The organism is Nocardia amamiensis (assembly GCF_015477605.1).
GTDB classification, from domain to species: Bacteria; Actinomycetota; Actinomycetes; order Mycobacteriales; family Mycobacteriaceae; genus Nocardia; species Nocardia amamiensis_A.
Map to the genome: position 1 here is coordinate 289,031 of NZ_JADLQX010000001.1, position 16,724 is coordinate 305,754.

The 16,724-nt window shown below is 68.0% G+C and carries 16 protein-coding genes and 1 pseudogene; 8 read left to right on the plus strand and 9 right to left on the minus strand.

Annotated features, from left to right (window positions below):
• The first annotated feature begins 28 nt into the window (after positions 1–28).
• On the plus strand, positions 29–586 hold the full coding sequence (locus IU459_RS01310) for a PadR family transcriptional regulator (RefSeq protein WP_067477117.1): 558 nt from the start codon (positions 29–31) through the stop codon (positions 584–586).
• Positions 579–1,679: an inositol-3-phosphate synthase gene (locus tag IU459_RS01315; RefSeq protein ID WP_195127559.1), complete on the plus strand. Its 1,101-nt coding sequence runs from the start codon at positions 579–581 to the stop codon at positions 1,677–1,679. Before IU459_RS01310 ends, IU459_RS01315 begins: the two co-directional genes overlap by 8 nt.
• 69 nt (positions 1,680–1,748) lie before the next feature.
• On the opposite strand, the gene IU459_RS01320 is transcribed toward IU459_RS01315, so the two are convergent.
• The 6 genes from IU459_RS01320 to IU459_RS01345 all read right to left on the minus strand — a co-directional run bounded on the left by IU459_RS01320 (position 1,749) and on the right by IU459_RS01345 (position 8,837).
• Entirely contained in the window at positions 1,749–2,174 is a 426-nt protein-coding gene (locus IU459_RS01320) for a GyrI-like domain-containing protein (RefSeq protein WP_195127560.1), read from the minus strand.
• A 9-nt stretch (positions 2,175–2,183) separates the two neighbouring features.
• The gene (locus tag IU459_RS01325) at positions 2,184–2,642 is read right to left on the minus strand and encodes a GyrI-like domain-containing protein (protein ID WP_195127561.1); all 459 of its coding nucleotides are present in this window, start codon (positions 2,640–2,642) and stop codon (positions 2,184–2,186) included.
• A gap of 248 nt (positions 2,643–2,890) precedes the next feature.
• Positions 2,891–5,155: a transglycosylase domain-containing protein gene (locus IU459_RS01330; protein ID WP_195127562.1), complete on the minus strand. Its 2,265-nt coding sequence runs from the start codon at positions 5,153–5,155 to the stop codon at positions 2,891–2,893.
• Between the two features lie 372 nt (positions 5,156–5,527).
• Complete coding sequence (locus IU459_RS01335) at positions 5,528–6,427, minus strand: carbohydrate ABC transporter permease (protein ID WP_195127563.1); 900 nt, start codon at positions 6,425–6,427, stop codon at positions 5,528–5,530.
• A gap of 34 nt (positions 6,428–6,461) precedes the next feature.
• Positions 6,462–7,421 carry a carbohydrate ABC transporter permease gene (locus tag IU459_RS01340; protein WP_324198708.1) on the minus strand — a complete coding sequence of 320 codons (960 nt, stop codon included), beginning with the start codon at positions 7,419–7,421 and terminating at the stop codon, positions 6,462–6,464.
• Between the two features lie 114 nt (positions 7,422–7,535).
• Positions 7,536–8,837 carry an ABC transporter substrate-binding protein gene (locus IU459_RS01345; protein WP_195127565.1) on the minus strand — a complete coding sequence of 434 codons (1,302 nt, stop codon included), beginning with the start codon at positions 8,835–8,837 and terminating at the stop codon, positions 7,536–7,538.
• A 190-nt stretch (positions 8,838–9,027) separates the two neighbouring features.
• On the opposite strand from IU459_RS01345, the gene IU459_RS01350 reads away from it, so the two are divergent.
• Both IU459_RS01350 and IU459_RS01355 read left to right on the plus strand, forming a co-directional pair.
• Complete coding sequence (locus IU459_RS01350) at positions 9,028–9,882, plus strand: DUF2786 domain-containing protein (RefSeq protein WP_228837165.1); 855 nt, start codon at positions 9,028–9,030, stop codon at positions 9,880–9,882.
• 118 nt (positions 9,883–10,000) lie between these two features.
• On the plus strand, positions 10,001–10,513 hold the full coding sequence (locus tag IU459_RS01355; RefSeq protein ID WP_195127566.1) for a TIGR04338 family metallohydrolase: 513 nt from the start codon (positions 10,001–10,003) through the stop codon (positions 10,511–10,513).
• Between the two features lie 61 nt (positions 10,514–10,574).
• Here the strand turns inward: IU459_RS01355 and IU459_RS01360 are convergent, their stop codons facing one another.
• Positions 10,575–11,555: an o-succinylbenzoate synthase gene (locus tag IU459_RS01360; RefSeq protein WP_195127567.1), complete on the minus strand. Its 981-nt coding sequence runs from the start codon at positions 11,553–11,555 to the stop codon at positions 10,575–10,577.
• A gap of 107 nt (positions 11,556–11,662) precedes the next feature.
• Here IU459_RS01360 and IU459_RS01365 point away from each other — a divergent pair, with 107 nt between their 5' ends.
• Together IU459_RS01365 and IU459_RS01370 are read left to right on the plus strand one after the other, a co-directional pair.
• On the plus strand, positions 11,663–12,061 hold the full coding sequence (locus IU459_RS01365) for a hypothetical protein (RefSeq protein ID WP_195127568.1): 399 nt from the start codon (positions 11,663–11,665) through the stop codon (positions 12,059–12,061).
• Positions 12,062–12,105: 44 nt separating this feature from the next.
• The gene (locus IU459_RS01370) at positions 12,106–12,444 is read left to right on the plus strand and encodes a hypothetical protein (protein WP_195127569.1); all 339 of its coding nucleotides are present in this window, start codon (positions 12,106–12,108) and stop codon (positions 12,442–12,444) included.
• Positions 12,445–12,482: 38 nt separating this feature from the next.
• Here IU459_RS01370 and IU459_RS01375 read toward each other — a convergent pair whose 3' ends face one another.
• Positions 12,483–13,652 carry a thiolase family protein gene (locus tag IU459_RS01375; protein ID WP_195127570.1) on the minus strand — a complete coding sequence of 390 codons (1,170 nt, stop codon included), beginning with the start codon at positions 13,650–13,652 and terminating at the stop codon, positions 12,483–12,485.
• Positions 13,653–13,751: 99 nt separating this feature from the next.
• On the opposite strand from IU459_RS01375, the gene IU459_RS01380 reads away from it, so the two are divergent.
• The gene (locus IU459_RS01380; RefSeq protein WP_195127571.1) at positions 13,752–14,279 is read left to right on the plus strand and encodes a winged helix-turn-helix transcriptional regulator; all 528 of its coding nucleotides are present in this window, start codon (positions 13,752–13,754) and stop codon (positions 14,277–14,279) included.
• A 284-nt stretch (positions 14,280–14,563) separates the two neighbouring features.
• Here IU459_RS01380 and IU459_RS01385 read toward each other — a convergent pair whose 3' ends face one another.
• Positions 14,564–15,646 carry an ABC transporter ATP-binding protein gene (locus IU459_RS01385; RefSeq protein WP_195127572.1) on the minus strand — a complete coding sequence of 361 codons (1,083 nt, stop codon included), beginning with the start codon at positions 15,644–15,646 and terminating at the stop codon, positions 14,564–14,566.
• Between the two features lie 214 nt (positions 15,647–15,860).
• On the opposite strand from IU459_RS01385, the pseudogene IU459_RS01390 reads away from it, so the two are divergent.
• A pseudogene (locus IU459_RS01390) lies at positions 15,861–16,656 on the plus strand (LLM class F420-dependent oxidoreductase).
• The last annotated feature ends 68 nt before the right edge of the window (positions 16,657–16,724 follow it).

Sequence of the window (16,724 nt, forward strand, 5' to 3'; positions counted from 1 at the left end):
TCTGAACACAGTCAGGGGGTGAAGCCCGGTGCTCGAACTGGCAATTCTCGGGCTGCTCCTCGAAGCGCCCATGCACGGTTACGAGCTGCGCAAGCGGCTGACCGGCCTGCTCGGGGCGTTTCGGGCCTTCTCCTACGGATCGCTCTATCCGACGCTGCGCCGGATGCAGGCGGACGGGTTGATCGCCGAGGAGATCCCCGCGGGCGCGACCACACGCCGTGCGCGCCGGGTGTACCAACTGACTCCGGCCGGGCGGGAGCGGTTCAACGAATTGCTCGCCGACACCGGACCGCAGAACTACACCGACGACGGCTTCGGCGTGCACCTGGCCTTCTTCAGCCGCACCCCCGCGGAGGCGCGGATGCGGATTCTGGAGGGCAGGCGGCGTCAGGTCGAGGAGCGCCGAGAGGGGCTCCGGGAGGCGATCAAGAAGGCCAGCGGGTCCTTGGATCGCTACACCCGGCAACTCCATCAACTCGGACTCGAATCAAGCGAGCGCGAAGTGCGCTGGCTCAACGAGTTGATTGCGGCGGAGCAATCGACGAAGGCGGCACCACAGAAAGAGGGAAATATCGGCCATGAGTGACGACAAAAAGGCTGACAATGCCACGGAAGTTCGCGTCGCCATCGTAGGTGTGGGCAACTGCGCCTCGTCGCTGGTCCAAGGCGTGCAGTACTACAAGGACGCGGACGAGTCCTCGACCGTTCCCGGGCTGATGCATGTGAAGTTCGGGCCGTACCACGTTCGCGACGTCAAGTTCGTCGCCGCGTTCGACGTGGACGCGAAGAAGGTCGGTTTCGACCTGGCCGAGGCGATCTTCGCCAGCGAGAACAACACGATCAAGATCTCCGACGTGCCGCCGAGCGACGTCGTCGTGCAGCGCGGTCCCACCCTGGACGGCATCGGCAAGTACTACGCGGAGACCATCGAGCTGTCCGAGGCCGACCCGGTCGACGTGGTCAAGGTGCTGAAGGACCACAAGGTCGACGTGCTGGTGTCCTACTTGCCGGTGGGCTCGGAGGAAGCCGACAAGTTCTACGCGCAGTGCGCCATCGACGCCGGTGTCGCGTTCGTGAACGCCCTGCCGGTGTTCATCGCCTCCGACCCGGTGTGGGCGGAGAAGTTCACCAAGGCCGGTGTGCCGATCGTCGGCGACGACATCAAGAGCCAGGTCGGGGCGACCATCACCCACCGCGTGATGGCCAAGCTGTTCGAGGATCGCGGCGTGCAGCTCGACCGCACCATGCAGCTCAACGTCGGCGGCAACATGGACTTCAAGAACATGCTCGAGCGCGAGCGCCTGGAGTCCAAGAAGATCTCCAAGACGCAGGCCGTCACCAGCAACCTCAAGAAGGAACTCGGCGCCAACGACGTGCACATCGGCCCGTCCGACCACGTCGGCTGGCTCGACGACCGCAAGTGGGCCTACGTCCGCCTGGAGGGCCGCGCCTTCGGTGACGTGCCGCTGAACCTGGAGTACAAGCTCGAGGTGTGGGACTCGCCGAACTCGGCGGGCATCATCATCGACGCGGTGCGCGCGGCGAAGATCGCCAAGGACCGCGGCATCGGCGGACCGGTCATCCCGGCCTCGGCTTACCTCATGAAGTCCCCGCCGCAGCAGCTCGCCGACGACGTCGCGCGCGCCCAGCTCGAAGCGTTCATCATCGGCGCCGAGTGATTCGGTGAACACCGATGCAAGCCGGCCGGAGGCACAAGCCCCCGGCCGGCTGCGTCAGTCCCGCGCGCTCTAGTCCAGCGAGACGTAGACCTCCACGGAAGCCGGGCCGGTGTAGCGCTCGACCTCGGCGGTGTGGGAGCGGGTGATGGTTCCCGCATTCTCCGCTTTCGCGACCTGGGCCCATGCGGTACGCAGCAGGTCGTAGGGCTTGTCGGCGACGACGAACTTGGCGTAGCGGCCGCGCGGGATGATGGTGAGCACGTCGCCCGGGTCCAACTCGTCCATGCCGGCGAGTTCGTAGCCGAGCACGGCGACGGCATGGTCGTTCTGGCCGATGTAGGCGGCCACCCGGGGCACGTTCTTCTCCCGTGCCAGATACCGGTCCCAGGTGAAGTTGACCAGATCGAGGTCGCGCGCGGTGACCTCGCGGCCGGCGAGCGGCACGGTGAGGCCCGCGACCATGCTCTGCTCCAATGTGACGATCTCGAAATCCACTGTCTGTTCCTACTCGTCGACCTGATCGTCCGCCAATGCCACGAAGACTTCCGCCGTGCGGGCGTCGGGATAGTGCTCCCAGTCACCGGTATAGGCGCGCACGAGACGGCCCGCGGCCTCCGCGTCCCACACCGCGCGCCAAATGGTCACGATGGTGTCGCCGAGATTGTCGCCGCTGGCGATGAACCGGGCGAACCGTCCTGCGGGCACCCGGGCGAGCACGTCACCGGGAAGCAGATCGGCCAGGCTGTGACAGCGGTAGCCGACGATATGGGTCAGGTACGAATTGATCTCCGGCGCATGGTCGACGTACGCCGTGGTCGGCGGTCCGGGCAGCTTGCGAGCCAGGTTGCGCTTCCACGCCTCTTCGACTTTCGCGCGGCGCGGCCCCTCGACCGCGAGCGCGGGGCTGCGAAGCACTGTTCCCGCCACCAGCGTCTCGGGTTGGTCAACGACATTGAAATCCACCGGCGTAGCCCCTATGTCTCGTCTGTCTCCACTTGGCGTCGCTCCCGGTGCCCTTCATGGTGACGCAGGCTACCGCCTCCGGGCCCGTCGCTCGCGCCGCGCTGTCGTCGCTCGAGCGCATATCCTTCCGCATCGTTTCCGCGGTTCCGGCGTCGGCCTCCGACGCACTCGCTGTTCGCTCTCACTCTGGCAAACGATGCTGCCATGTCATCCGTTCCTCCGGGCCACGGAAGGTCACAGCATCATCGCTATCCCGGAACCGGAATGCTGAGTCCAGGGAAAATCTCGACTTCCCTGGGCGGCTGCGTGGTGGGCGGGATGATGACGACGGGCTCGCGCTCCGGCGACTGCTGCGGCGGATTCAGGATGTCGTAGGCCCCGCCGGAGGGCTTGCTCTGATTCGGCTGCGCCGGTGTACCCGGGAACTGCTCGATCGGGGTGCCGTCGAGCGCGTTGTCCATGACCTGTTTCCAGATGTCGGCGGGCAGGCCGGAGCCGTAGATGTCGGCGCCGCGCGCGGTCCGGATCGGCTGCGACTGTTCGGTGCCGATCCACACCGCCGTGGACAGCGAGGGGGTGAAGCCGATCATCCACGCGTCCTTGTTCGCGTCGGTGTCGCCGAGCTGAGTGGTGCCGGTCTTGGCGGCCGAGGGCCGGTTGTCCTTCAGCCCGTGCCCGTTGGAGTAGGCCGCGATCGGGGTCATCGCCTGAACGGTGTTCTGCGCGATGGCCTGCGAGATGCGCTGCTGGCCGGGCGGCATCTGCTTGCCGGCCCGCTGATCCGGCGCGCCGCGATCCAGCAGCACGCGCCCGTCACCGGTCACCACCCGCTGCACGAAGTACGGCTGGTGGTAGACGCCCGACGCGCCGATCGTGGCGTACGCCGATGCCATATCGATGGGCCGGACCAGATACTGGCCGAGAACGATGCCGTTCAGCGGTTTTCCACCGTCTTCGGTCAGCGTCTTGCCCGCCACGCCGGGCATCTCCTCGGGGATGCCCGCCGCGTGCGCCGCGTCGGCGATGGACTGAGGCCCGTCGAACATCGACATGGTCAACCGGTAGAAGCTGGTGTTCAGTGAGCGCTTCAGCGCCTCGGCCATGGTGCACTTCCCGCAGGACTCGCCGTCCACGTTGGTGATCCGGGTGCGGTTGTCGGTCACCGGGGAGCTGTCCAGCACGCGAGACAGCGGAATGCTCTGCTGCTGCGCGGCTATCACCGCGAAGACCTTGAACGCCGACCCGGTCTGCAACGGCGCCTGAGCGAAGTCGAAGCCGATGCCGTCGTGGCCGCCGAAGTACGCGCGCACCGCGCCGGAGCGTGGATCGATCGACACCACCGCCGCGCGAAGTTCCGGTGGCTGGCCATCAAGCCGAGCACGCACCGCGTCGAGCGCCGCCTGCTGCGCCTTCGCGTCGATGGTGGTGGTGATCTGCAGTGCGCCGGTGTTCAATTCGCGTTCGCTGATACCCGAGGCGCGCAGCTCGCGCACCACCTGGTTGCGGATCAGACCCTCCGGGCCGCGGGTCACGTTGTCGTCGGGGATCTCGGAGAGGGGGATGATCGGCGGAAACATCGTCGCGTCGCGATCGCCCGGCGCCAGCACGTCCATCTCGACCATGCCGTCGAGCACGTAACGCCAGCGTTCCTTCAGATCCGGAAGATGGGTTTCCGGGTCCAGGATCGACGGCGTCCGGATCAGCGCGGCCAGCACCGCCCCCTCGGCGAGGGTCAGCTGGTTCACCTGCTTGTCGAAGTAGGCCTTGGCCGCCGACGCTATCCCGTAGGCCCCGCGGCCGTAATAGATGGTGTTGAGATAGGCGGCGAGGATGTCGTCCTTGCTCCACTGCCGGGCCATCTTCGCCGCGATGATCAGCTCGCGCAGCTTGCGCGTGACCGTGCGCTCGGAGCCGAGGAACGCGTTCTTCACGTACTGCTGGGTGATCGTGGAGCCGCCGCCCGCGTTGTCGCGCCCGAGCAGGTTGTCGCGGACGGCGCGGAGGAAGCCGGAGGCCGAGTAACCGGGATTGGTGTAGAAGTTGCGATCCTCGGCGGACAGCACCGCGTCGCGTACCGGCCGCGGCACCTCCGACAGCGGGACCGGCGTGCGATTGCCTTCGGGCGGAACGACCTTCGCGATCACGGTGCTGCCGTCGGCCGCGAGGACGGTGGCGATCTGGTTTCCCTGCATCGCCGTCGGATCCGGTATCTCGGCGCTCCAGTACGCCAGGACGGACAGCAGCGCGGGCACCACGCCGAACAGGATGAACAGGGCGAGCAGAAAGCGGCGGACCCGTTCGGCCCTACTGCGTGGCCGTCGATTCGGATCGTGCACCGGAGGTGGCGTGGGATGGTGTTGTTTCCGGTGCGCCGTGTCTCGCTCGCGCGCGGTCCGGTTCGATGCTTTCGTCCGCTCGTTCCGGCCCGCCCTCGAGGAATACAGTGCGCGCCGGGAGTTCTTCTTGGCGCCGCGTGCGCGCCCTGGCGGCTTGCGGAACGAGCTCACGATCATCTCCTCCCGGAGTGTCGGACGAACTCACCTGCACGAACACGATCGGAAAAGAGTATTGAGGAATCGAGTTTACCGTGCCCCTCGACAGCGGCTTCCGCTTCCAGGCGGCTGACGCGTGTGCGACATCTCCCGCCGTCGAGCTGTCAGAGTATCGGCAAACCACCAGCTGCCGCGATTACCACGCGAGGCAACCGCATCGGCGCGACCACCGGTTTCGAGCGAAGCGAGACCGAGCATGCCCCGTTCGCGGCCCGGCTCGCGTCCGAGTGGCCGCCGCGTCCGCGACGAAGTCGCCAACGGCGGTCGCTCGGACGCGACCCATCAGGGAGCCGCGAATACGCAGCGCCGCAGGCGCTGCAAATCAAACACAGCTCAGCTCTTCACGCCGCCCGCGGTGAGGCCGGAGATGATGCGGCGCTGGAAGAGCAGGACCATGATGACCAGCGGGATGGTGACGATGGTGCCCGCGGCCATGATCGCCGCGTACGGCTGGACCAGGGGGTTGTTGCCGGAGAACCGGGCGATTGCGACGGTGACGGGCTCGGTCTTGTCGCTGGAAAGCAAACGGGCCAGCAGGTATTCGTTGACCGCCGCGATGAACGCCAGGATCGCGGTGGTGAACACGGCGGGGGCCGCGAGCGGCAGCATGACCAGACGGAAGGCCTGCATCTTGGTCGCGCCGTCGATTCGCGCCGCTTCCTCGAGTTCCCAGGGCAGTTCGGTGAAGAAGGACGCGAGGATGTAGACCGTCATCGGCAGCACGAACGAGATGTTGGGGATGACCATCGCCTGGTACTCGCCGATCCAGCCGAGGTTGGTGAACAGCTGGAACAGCGGGGTCACCAGCACGACGACGGGAAACATCGAGGCGCTCAGGATCAGTCCGGACACCACGTACTTGCCCCGGAAGGTCAGCCGCGCCAGCGCGTACGCGGCGAATACGCCGATCACCAACGCGATCACCGTGGTGGCCGCACCGATGACGACGCTGTTCACCAGCGCCTTGCCGAAGTCGTTGCCGCGGCTGGTGTCGAACGCGTTGCGGAAGTTCTCCAACGTGACGTGCGTCGGCCACGGCGTGTTGTCGAAGGTGTAGTCGGGGTCGCGGAACGCGGTGACCGCCATCCAGTAGAACGGCGCGAGACCCCAGACCAGCACGATCAGGGCACCGAGGTACAACCGCACCGAACCGAGCCGCTTGGTCCACGGAACCGGCGGCGCGGCGGGCTCTTCCGCCCGCGCGGCGGGCTTCTTCGTCGTCTGCACGGACATCAATGCGCCTCCCGTGTCGTGCGGGACACGTGTCTCATCCGGCCCTCCGCTGCTCTTCCTGGGTCCGAACCGCGTTCGCGCCCAGGACCTTCACCAGCACGAACGCCACCGCGAAGATCAAAAGGAAGGTGATCGTGGACAACGCGGCCGCGCTGTTGGGTCCTTGCCGAACCTGCTCGACCACCAGGATCGACACCGTGCGGGTGGACGGGTTGCCCAGCGTCATGATCGCGGGCAGGTCGTACATGCGCAGCGCGTCCATGGTGCGGAACAGCACCGCGACCAGCAGGGCCGGCTTCAGCAGCGGGAGCGTGATCTGGGTGAACCGCTGCCAGGCCGACGCACCGTCGACCCGCGCCGCCTCGTACACGTCGGCCGGGATCACCTGCAGCCCGGCGAGCAGCAACAGCGCCATGAACGGCGTGGTCTTCCAGACGTCGGCGGCGATCACCGCGAACCGCGCGGGCCACTCGTCGGAGGTCCACAGGACGTGCGTGCCGAGGACCCGGTTCACCACGCCGTCGTACTGGAACATGAACTCCCACAACCGTGCCGTGACGGCGGTCGGGATGGCCCACGGAATCAGCACGGCCGCGCGCAGCAGCGCCCTGCCCCGGAAGGTCTTGCCCATCACCATGGCCATGCCGAGGCCGAGCGTCAGCTCGAGCGCGACCGTGACCACCGTGAAGAACAGCGTGACGCCGACGGCCAGCCAGAATTGCGAGCCCAGGTTGCCGGTCGGGCAGGACACCATCTCGCCGGTCGCGACCTGGCACTGCTGCAGCAGCCAGTGCGTGTAGTTCGAGAATCCGGCACTGCCGCCTTCGACGAACATGCCGGTCGCCGGGTCGAGTCCGGAGTCCTTCTGGAAGGACATCCACAGCGCCCGGACCACCGGATACCCGATGACGACCGCGAGCGCGAGCAGTACCGGCGTGACGAACAGCCAGGCTTTCCCGGAACGCTGCAGCTCCAGCCCTATCGTCGCGGCGATGCCGCGTCTGGCCGGAACGAAATCGTCGTCTTTCGGCGCGATAGTCGCCGCTCCCGAAGGATCCGACACCGTTTCTCTCTCCTGCGGGTTCGTCGGGTCCGTTGCAATCAGCGCTTACGATCCGGCGGTCTCGATGCCCTTCTGCATACCGGTGATCGCGTCATCGACGGACTTGGTTCCGTTCAACGCAGCATAGGCGTTGTCCTGGATGGCCTTGGACACCGCGGGATAGAACGGGGTGACCGGGCGCGGCACCGCGCTGGCGATCGAGTCCTTGAGCGCGGGCAGGTACGGCATCTTCGCGATCAGCGCGGGGTCGTCGTACATCGAAGCGCGCACCGAGGGCAGCGCGCCGGAGGCGACGATGTGCTGGGCGTCCTCACTGATCAGGAAGCGCAGGAAGTCCAGCGCAGTGGCCTTGTTCTTGGAGAACGCGCTGATCGCCGCGTTGTAGCCGCCGAGGGTCGAGGCGCCGACGCCGTCCTCGCCGGGGAGCGGAGCGACCGCGAACTTGTCCTTCACCGCGGAAGCCTCGCCGCCGACGTCGCCGAAGGTGGACGGCCACGACCGCAGGAACAGCAGCTTGCCCTGCGCGAAGGCATTGCTGGACTCCGGCTCCTTGAAGGTGATGGCTTCCTTCGGGATGTCGCCGCTGTTGTACGCGTCGACCAGGACCTTCAGTCCAGCCCGCGACTGCGGGCTGTTCACCGTGGGAGTCTTGCCGTCGGCGCCGACGAAGCTGCCGCCGTAGGCGTTGATGACCTCGGCCGCGTTCACGGTGAGACCTTCGTAGGGCGCGAACTGGCCCGCGTAGCAGCCGATGTTCTGCTCCCGCGCGATGTGGCACTGGGCCAGCATCTCGTTCCACGTCTTGGGCGGGTTGGGCACCAGGTCCTTGCGGTAGAACAGCAGGCCGCCGTTGGTGTTGCGAGGCGCGGCATAGAGGGTGTTGTTGTAGGTGGCGCTGGCCACCGGCGGGGAGAGCAGCGCGGTGGTGTCGACGGCGAAGGAGTCCTTCAGCGGCTGGATCCAGCCCTTGGCGGCGAACTCGGCCGTCCACGGCACGTCGAGGGCGACCACGTCGTAGTTGGACTGCTTGGAGCGCATGTGCTCGACCAAGTCGTCGTACTGCTGCGAGGCGTCGTTCGACTGCTCTTTGAAGGTCACCTGCTCGTCGGGGTGCGTGGCGTTCCAGCGCTCGATCAACTGCTTGACCGCGCCGGTCTCGGTGGTGTCCTTGCCCTCGACGTAGGTGATCGGGCCGCGCCCGGTGAGGTTCTGGCTGATCGGGCTGCCGCCGCTGTCGCTGCCGCAGGCGCTGGTGAACGTCGCGGTCAGCAGCGCGACCGACGCGGCCGCCACCGCGGCCCGCGGCACGAGCGACGAACGTAGGGCCGACACCTTCTTCACAGCCATCGCAAACACTCCAGGATCAATCGTGAGCGGCAGCACACCCTGCCGGTGCACAAGGCAAGATACATGGTGTCGATCCGGCCCGCCGGAGAGTGGCGCGAAGTCCCGGTCACGCGGCTGCCTCGCCTTCGCTCGGCCCGGCGCAGGCTGCGGACGGACTTCGTCCGGCTGCGCCCCTTAAGCTTGGGACCCGATGACTTCGCCGAACGCGGTTCCCGATCGGATGCTCACCCGCATCGGTGGACTGCTGCGCAAGGCCGAATCCACCGACAACGAACACGAGGCCGAAGCTTTCCTCGCTGCGGCTCAGCGGCTGGCCACGAAGTCCTCCATCGACCTCACGGTGGCGCGCGCCCACATCGCGGGACGCGAGCGCAGGCCGACGCCGGTGCAGCGGATCATCCCGATCGGCGAGCCGGGCAAGCGTGGACTGCGCACCTATGTCCAGTTGTTCGTCGCGATCGCCTCGGCCAACGACGTGCGCTGCGATGTAGCCAGGACCTCGACGCAGGTCTATGCCTACGGCTTCGACTCCGACATAGACACGTGTGCGGCGCTGTACGCCAGTTTGTTGGTGCAGATGGTGCGGGCCTCCGACCAGTACATCAAATCGGGGGCCTACCGGTCGGCCACCGTGGAGAAGGTCGTCGTGGAGAAGCGCTGGGGACGTCAGGTTCGGCGCCGGGTGCAGGTGCCGGTCGCGGGCGTGACGGCACGGCTGAACTTCCAGATGGCTTTCGCCGCGCGGATCGGCCGGCGGCTGGCGGAGGTGAAGGCAGAAGTCGAAGCGGAAGTGTTGCCCGGGGACGCCGGTGCGACCGGTACCGCGCTGGCTCTGCGTGACAAAGAGATAGAGCTCACAGACTTCTACTCGCGGACATCGGAGGCGCGCGGCACCTGGCGCGGGCCGCAGGAGTCGACAGGGCACTCGGCGGCGGCGCGGGCAGCCGGGGATCGCGCGGGCAGAGCAGCGCGGATCGGCGCCTCGCCCGAGCTCCCCGCTGCCCGTGGGCAATTGACCCCGCCCGACGCTAGCGGACCGCCGTGAGTGGAGCGCGCTCGGCAGGCACGGGCGGACCCGGTCGTGTCCGCTCGGCCGACGCGCCGACGGACAATCGCGTGCTCCTCTTCGCGCATGGTCCGGCACCGGCCGTGGAGCAGCGTCGATGACCGTGCGCGACAGTCAGCGCGCCAAGGTGTACGACGCCGAACAATTGGTGCGCGGGGCATTCGATCGAGCCGACGAGCATGGCGTGCGAACCGTCGAGCTGTACGGCTCGCATCTCACCTTGCCGATCGAGCGCCGCTTCGCCTCGGTGGAGTCCGTACAGAGCTACGCGGACAAGGTGCTGGCGCTCAATTGGGTTCGGGCGCGATGGGAACAGGCCGCGAGCCCGGTGCGCGTCCGTGCCCGCTCCGGAGTGACCGCCGCGCATTACGAAGCTGCCGAGGCGGTCCTGGCGGTCCCGCTGCACACCGGCGGCACCGCTTGGGCGCTGCGCGAACTGGTGATCCTGCACGAACTGGCCCATCACCTGGAATCCGCACCCGCGTCCGTCGCCCCGCACGGCCCCGAATTCTGCAACCGCTACATAGAACTAGTCGACGGCATCATCGGCCCCGAAGCAGCGCTAATTCTCCGCACCACCATGCTCGGCTGCGGAGTACGGCTCGGGTGAGCTTCGAGTGGCACATGGTGGAGAGCCCATCTCGGACTTCTCCGCAGCCATGTGCCACTCGCTAGGGGGTGGGGGGTTGGAGGAGGGTGGAGACGCGAGTGAGGCGGGCGTGCCACCAGGCGGTGCGGTCGGGGTCGGGGTGGCGGTGGCGTTCCAGGAGGTCGGGGTCCGGTTGGGGTGGGGTGCGGCGGACCGGGAGATAGCCGTCGACCGGGCGGAGGGAGCCGGGGGTTACGTCGCCCGTGAGGAGGCTCAAAGTGCCGAGGCCGCAGGCGAAGTCGAGTTCCGGGAGCGCTCCCGCCAGTGCCAGCTGGGCGGCGAGGCCGACGCTGGTCTCCAACGCGGAGGAGACGACGCACGGCAGGCCCGCGGCCTCGGCCACCTGGAGGGCCCGGCGGACGCCGCCGAGCGGGGTGCACTTGAGCACGGCGATATCGGCGGCCCCGGCGACCGCGACCCGCAATGGGTCCTCGGCGCGGCGGATGGATTCGTCGGCGGCGATGCGGACGTCGACGCGGCGGCGCACCGCGGCCAACTCCTCGATGGTCCGGCACGGTTGTTCGACGTACTCCAGGCCGCCCGCGGCCTTATCGATCCGATCGATGTGGCGCACGGCGGTGTCCACATCCCAGACCGCGTTGGCGTCGACCCGGATCGCGCCGTTGCGACCGAGCGCGTCGCGCACCGCCTCTACCCGGGCCAGATCCTCAGCGAGCGAGTCGGGATGGTCGGCGACCTTCACCTTGGCGGTGCGGCAGCCGGACCGGGCGACGATCGCGTGCGCCTGCTCCGGATCGACGGCGGGCACCGTGCAATTGATCGGGATCCGGTCCCGCACCGGCTCGGGCCAGCCCGCCGTGACCTGTTCCACGGCCGTGGCCAGCCACGCGGCGGCCTCCTGGTCGTCGTATTCCGGGAACGGACAGAACTCGCCCCACCCGAGCGGCCCGTGGATCAGCATCCCCTCCCGCACCGTGATGCCACGGAATCGGGTCCGCATCGGAATGGCGTAGACGACGCTCTGCGTTGCAAAATCGCTCATTGATGAGCAAGCCTATTCGGCCGCGCGGCCTCGTCGCGGGATTGCGCATGCCGACTCGAGTAGTTTCCCGGAGCCGGTGAAGAACGGGAGCCGGGATCGTTGACGACATGTTCGAGACGGGCATCCCACAGCCTCGGCCGCACGACCGGCCGTCCGCGCCTCGCCCCGGTCAGCAGCCGGTGCGGACCTGGGACTTGGTGCTCGCCATCGTGCTGTACTGTGCCGCCGCGATTCTCGGCCTGACCGCCGCATACTTCACGCTGTTCTTCGCGTTCGCCACCGACCCGTGCACGCCAACTACCTGTCGCACCGAATACCTCGCCTGGGCATTCGCCGTGTCCTGGGGCGGAACCGGGCTCGCGCTGGCCGGGACGTTCGCCACGCTCATCGTGGCCGTGATCAAGCGCTGGTACCTGTGGTTCTGGCCGGTGCTCGCGATGCTGCTGATCATCGGCTCGTTCTGCGGCGGCGCCGCCCTCGCGGCGCAGGTATACACCGGGCCGTGAGCGATCGAGATGCACTGTGGCCGTGAGGCCATCATGCTGGGAACATGGCATGGCGCGTCCAGCGGCGAGCGAACGATTTCCTGCGCGTGGCGCTGGGCTCGGTGATCGTCGTCGGATTCGGCTGGTTCATGGCCTCTTTCGTCCCGCTCTACGAAGTGCTCGCGCGCGACGGCCGGGACGGGCGGGGTGTCGAGTATCTGCCGTGGGCGCAGGTCATCGCCTGGACCGGCATCGTGGCATCGGTGCTCGCCGCGGTCGTCTCGGTGCTGGAGAAGGTACGCCGTCGCCGGCCGATCGCCTGGACCCCGCTGATAGCGGTGCCGCTCATCCTCGAATCCTGGCTGGTCGGCTTCCTGATCGCGATCGTGCTCGTCTCGATATGAGCGCGGTACCCACCCCGCGATGGGTACCGCGCGCGCATTCACAACCGTTCGAGGATGGTCGCGTTCGCCAAACCTCCCGCCTCACACATGGTTTGCAAGCCGTAGCGGGCGCCGCGATCCTGCATGGCGTGCACCAGAGTGGTCATCAGGCGTGCGCCCGAGGCGCCGAGCGGATGCCCGATGGCGATGGCGCCGCCGTTGATGTTGACCTTGGCCAGGTCCGCTCCGGTGTCGTGCGCCCAGGCCAGCACCACCGGCGAGAACGCCTCGTTGATCTCGATCAGGTCGATATCGGACAACCGCAGCCCGGCACGCTGCAACACCTTCCTGGTCGCCGGGATCACGGCGGTCAGCATCAAGAGCGGATCGTCACCGGCCACGGCGAAGCTGTGCAGCCGGGCGAGCGGCTTCAGCCCGAGTTCCGCGGCCCGCTCGCTGGTCATGATCAACACCGCCGCACTGCCGTCGCTCACCTGGCTGGCGGACGCCGCGGTGATCTCCCAGCCGATCTGCGGGAAGCGGGCGGCCATGGCCGGGTCGTAGTAGGCCGGACGCAGCGCGGCCAGCGTCTCCAGCGTGCTGCCCACCCGGATGCCCTCGTCGGTGGCTAGTCCGCCGATCGGCGCGAGTTCCCTCGCGAACTGTCCGTTCTTGGTGGCCAGGGCGGCCTTCTCGTGGCTGCCGAGCGCGAACTCGTCGAGCTGGGCGCGGGTCAGTCCCCACTCGGCGGCGATCAGCTCGGCGCTGATGCCCTGCGGTACCAGGCCGTCCGGGTACCGTTCGGCGAAACCGGCCCCCGAGACGTCGTCCGAGCCGATCAGGTTGGCGCCCATGGGCACGCGGCCCATCGACTCGACGCCGGCGGCCACGACGATGTCGTAGGCGCCGGCGATGACGCCCTGCGCGGCGAAGTGGATCGCCTGCTGGCTGCTGCCGCACTGCCGATCGACGGTGGTGGCGGGGACGGATTCGGGATATCCGGCCGCCAGCGCGGCCCGCCGGGTCATGTTGGCGCCCTGCTCGCCGACCTGGGTGACGATCCCGCCGATCACGTCGTCGATGAGGACGGGATCGATGCCGCTGCGATCCACCACCTCGCGCAGGCTGTGGGCCAGCAGGTCCACCGCGTTGATGTTGTGCAGTGCGCCGTTCGGCTTGCCTTTGCCGATCGGTGTGCGAACCGCTTCGACAATCACCGCGTCTCTCATGGTGCTTCCTTCCGGACCGAGAGCCGAGCCGCCATGCCTGGCTCTATTAGCATAGAGTCAGGATAGCTCTGGCGATAGTTCAGGCAAGTCAGGCTCGGTATGATGTTCGTCATGGCAGCAGTGATGGAAGGACCGTTGGCCGATCTGAGCTCGTGGCAGGCCGATGAGTGCTCGATCGCCAAGGCGCTCGGCATCGTCGGCACCCGCTCGGCGGTGCTCATCCTGCGCGAGGCGTACTACGGGACTCGCCGGTTCGACGGGTTCGCCAGCCGGGTCGGCATCACCGACGCGGCCGCCGCCACGCAGTTGCGCAAACTCACCGAGGCGGGCGTGCTGTCGAAACAGCCGTATCAAGAGGAGGGCAAGCGCACCCGGCACGAATACGTGCTCACGCCGATGGGGCGGGATCTGCTGCCCGCGGTGCTCGCGCTCATGCAGTGGGGCGACGCGTACCTACAGGCGGGTCCGGCTCCACTGCTGCTGGTCGAGGAGGCGACCGGCGCTCCGGTGCGGGTGCAGGTGCGCAGCGAGTCGGGCCGGGAGATCGAGCTCGAGGAGCTCGGCGTGCGGCTCAATCAGGAGTATGTCCAGCAGCGGCGGAAACGCCGGTCCGGCGGGGGAGTCTAGGACGCCGCGACAAGCGGCTGGGACACCGCGCCCAGCCCCGTCGACCAGACGGCCGCTGCGCGGTGCCTGGATTGGCCGTCGAACGGACGCGACACGCGGCTGGACCCGTCGGCCCGATGGCTTGCCGCACGGCGCACGAGTGGATCGGCCGAACGGACGCGACCGCGTCCTCGTCCGCGGGGCCGTCGTCCGTTCGACGGGATCCAGGGCGGGTTGCCGACCGACATCGACGGCTGACCCGCTCACCCGGATAGCTCAGGCGAGCGGGCCTTTCAGCGATCAGCTCAGTTGAGCCGGCCGCCGTCGGTGTCGAAGAAGTAGATGTGCTCGGCGTCGGTGGCCAGCCGCAGGCGAGTGCCCTTCGCGGGCGGATTGCGCCAGTCCGCGCGCGCCACAATGGTTTCCCCGGCGCCGCCGGTCCCGTCTCCGGCGCTGGTGCGGCCGTAGATGTAGGCATCGGAGCCCAGCTCCTCCACCACGTCGACTTCCATCTCGATACCGGAGCCGTTGCCCAGTTCGAAGTGTTCCGGCCGGATGCCGACCGTGACGGTGGTCCCCGCCGCGTCGGCGACCGAACGTGGCAGTGGTACCGCATGCCCGCCCAGTTCGACACCGCCATCGGTGACCGGAAGCGTGAACAGGTTCATGGCGGGCGAGCCCATGAAGCCCGCGACGAACACATTGGCCGGATCGCGGTACAGGTCGCGCGGCGTGGCGCACTGCTGCAGCAGGCCGTCCTTCAGCACGGCGACGCGATCGCCCATGGTCATCGCCTCGACTTGGTCGTGCGTGACGTACACCGTGGTGGTGCCGAGCCTGCGCTGCAACTGCGCGATCTGAGTGCGGGTCTGCACCCGCAGCTTCGCGTCCAGGTTGGACAGCGGCTCGTCCATCAGGAACACCTGTGGCTGACGCACGATCGCGCGGCCCATCGCGACCCGCTGGCGCTGGCCGCCGGAGAGCGCCTTCGGCTTGCGATCCAGGTAGGGCTCCAGGTCGAGCAGCTTCGCCGCCTCCAGTACCCGCTTCTCCTTCTCCGCCTTGGCGACCTTGGCCAGCTTCAGCGCGAAGCCCATGTTCTCCGCGACGGTCATGTGCGGGTAGAGCGCGTAGTTCTGGAACACCATGGCGATGTCGCGTTCCTTGGGCTCGGCGTGCGTCACGTCGTTCGCGCCGATCAGGATGCGGCCGTCGTTGACCTCCTCCAGCCCGGCGAGCATGCGCAGCGAGGTCGATTTCCCGCAGCCGGACGGGCCGACCAGCACCAGGAACTCACCGTCCGCGATCTCCAGATTCAGCCGATCCACCGCGGGTTTGGCGGCACCGGGGTAGAGCCGCGTCGCGTGGTCGAAGGTCACAGTGGCCATGACGAATTCACATCCCATCCCGGCAGGAACGTGCCGGACGATCCGAGTAAGGGCGGCACGATCCTACTGGGTCGGCGCGGTACGCGGGCAGGTTGTGTGCGGCCCGCGGGTACTGCCGACCGGGCGCGTCGACGCGCCGCGAGCGCCGCCTGCGGGAACCCGACCGCGCCGGTAGCCTCGATCGGGGAGCCAACCCGAGCGACGAGGAGAACGCATGAGTCGTCCAGTTCGTGTCGGAGTTCAGCTGCAGCCGCAGCACGCGCCCGAGTACGGGCTGATCCGGGACGCGGTGCTGCGGTCCGAGGACGCGGGTGTCGACATCGTGTTCAACTGGGACCATTTCTTCCCGCTCACCGGGGACCCGGACGGCGCGCACTTCGAGTGCTGGACGATGCTGGGCGCATTCGCCGAGCAGACCGAGCGGGTGGAGATCGGCGCGCTGGTCACCGGCGGCGGCTACCGCAATCCCGACCTGCTGGCCGACATGGCGCGCACGGTCGACCACATCAGCGGCGGCCGCCTCATTCTCGGCATCGGCGCCGGCTGGTTCCAGAAGGACTACGACCAGTACGGCTACGACTTCGGCACCCCGGGCAGCAGGCTGGCCCTGCTGAAGGAGAACCTGACCCGGATCACCGCCCGGCTGCCCAAGCTCGATCCACGGCCGACCCCGCGACATCCCGATCCTGATCGGCGGCGGTGGCGAGAAGAAGACGTTGCGGCTGGTCGCCCAGTACGCCGACATGTGGCACACCTTCGCCGACCTGGATCTGCTCGCGCACAAGAACCAGGTGCTCGCCGACCACTGCGCCGCCGTCGGCACCGACCAGGCGCGCATCGAACGCTCGGTGCAATGGCCGGGTGCGGCCAGGGCGCAGAGTTTCGTGGACGCGGGCGTGACGACGTTCACCGTCGGCGTCAGCGGGCCGGACTACGACCTCGGTGAGCTCGAAACCGCCATTCGGTGGCGCGACGAAGTCAATCCGGAACCCGTCAGCGGAATCGCCTGAGCACGATAGCTCGGCCGGGTGATCCGCGCCGGCGCGGCATTCGGATCAGCGTGAACGGAATCCTCGAC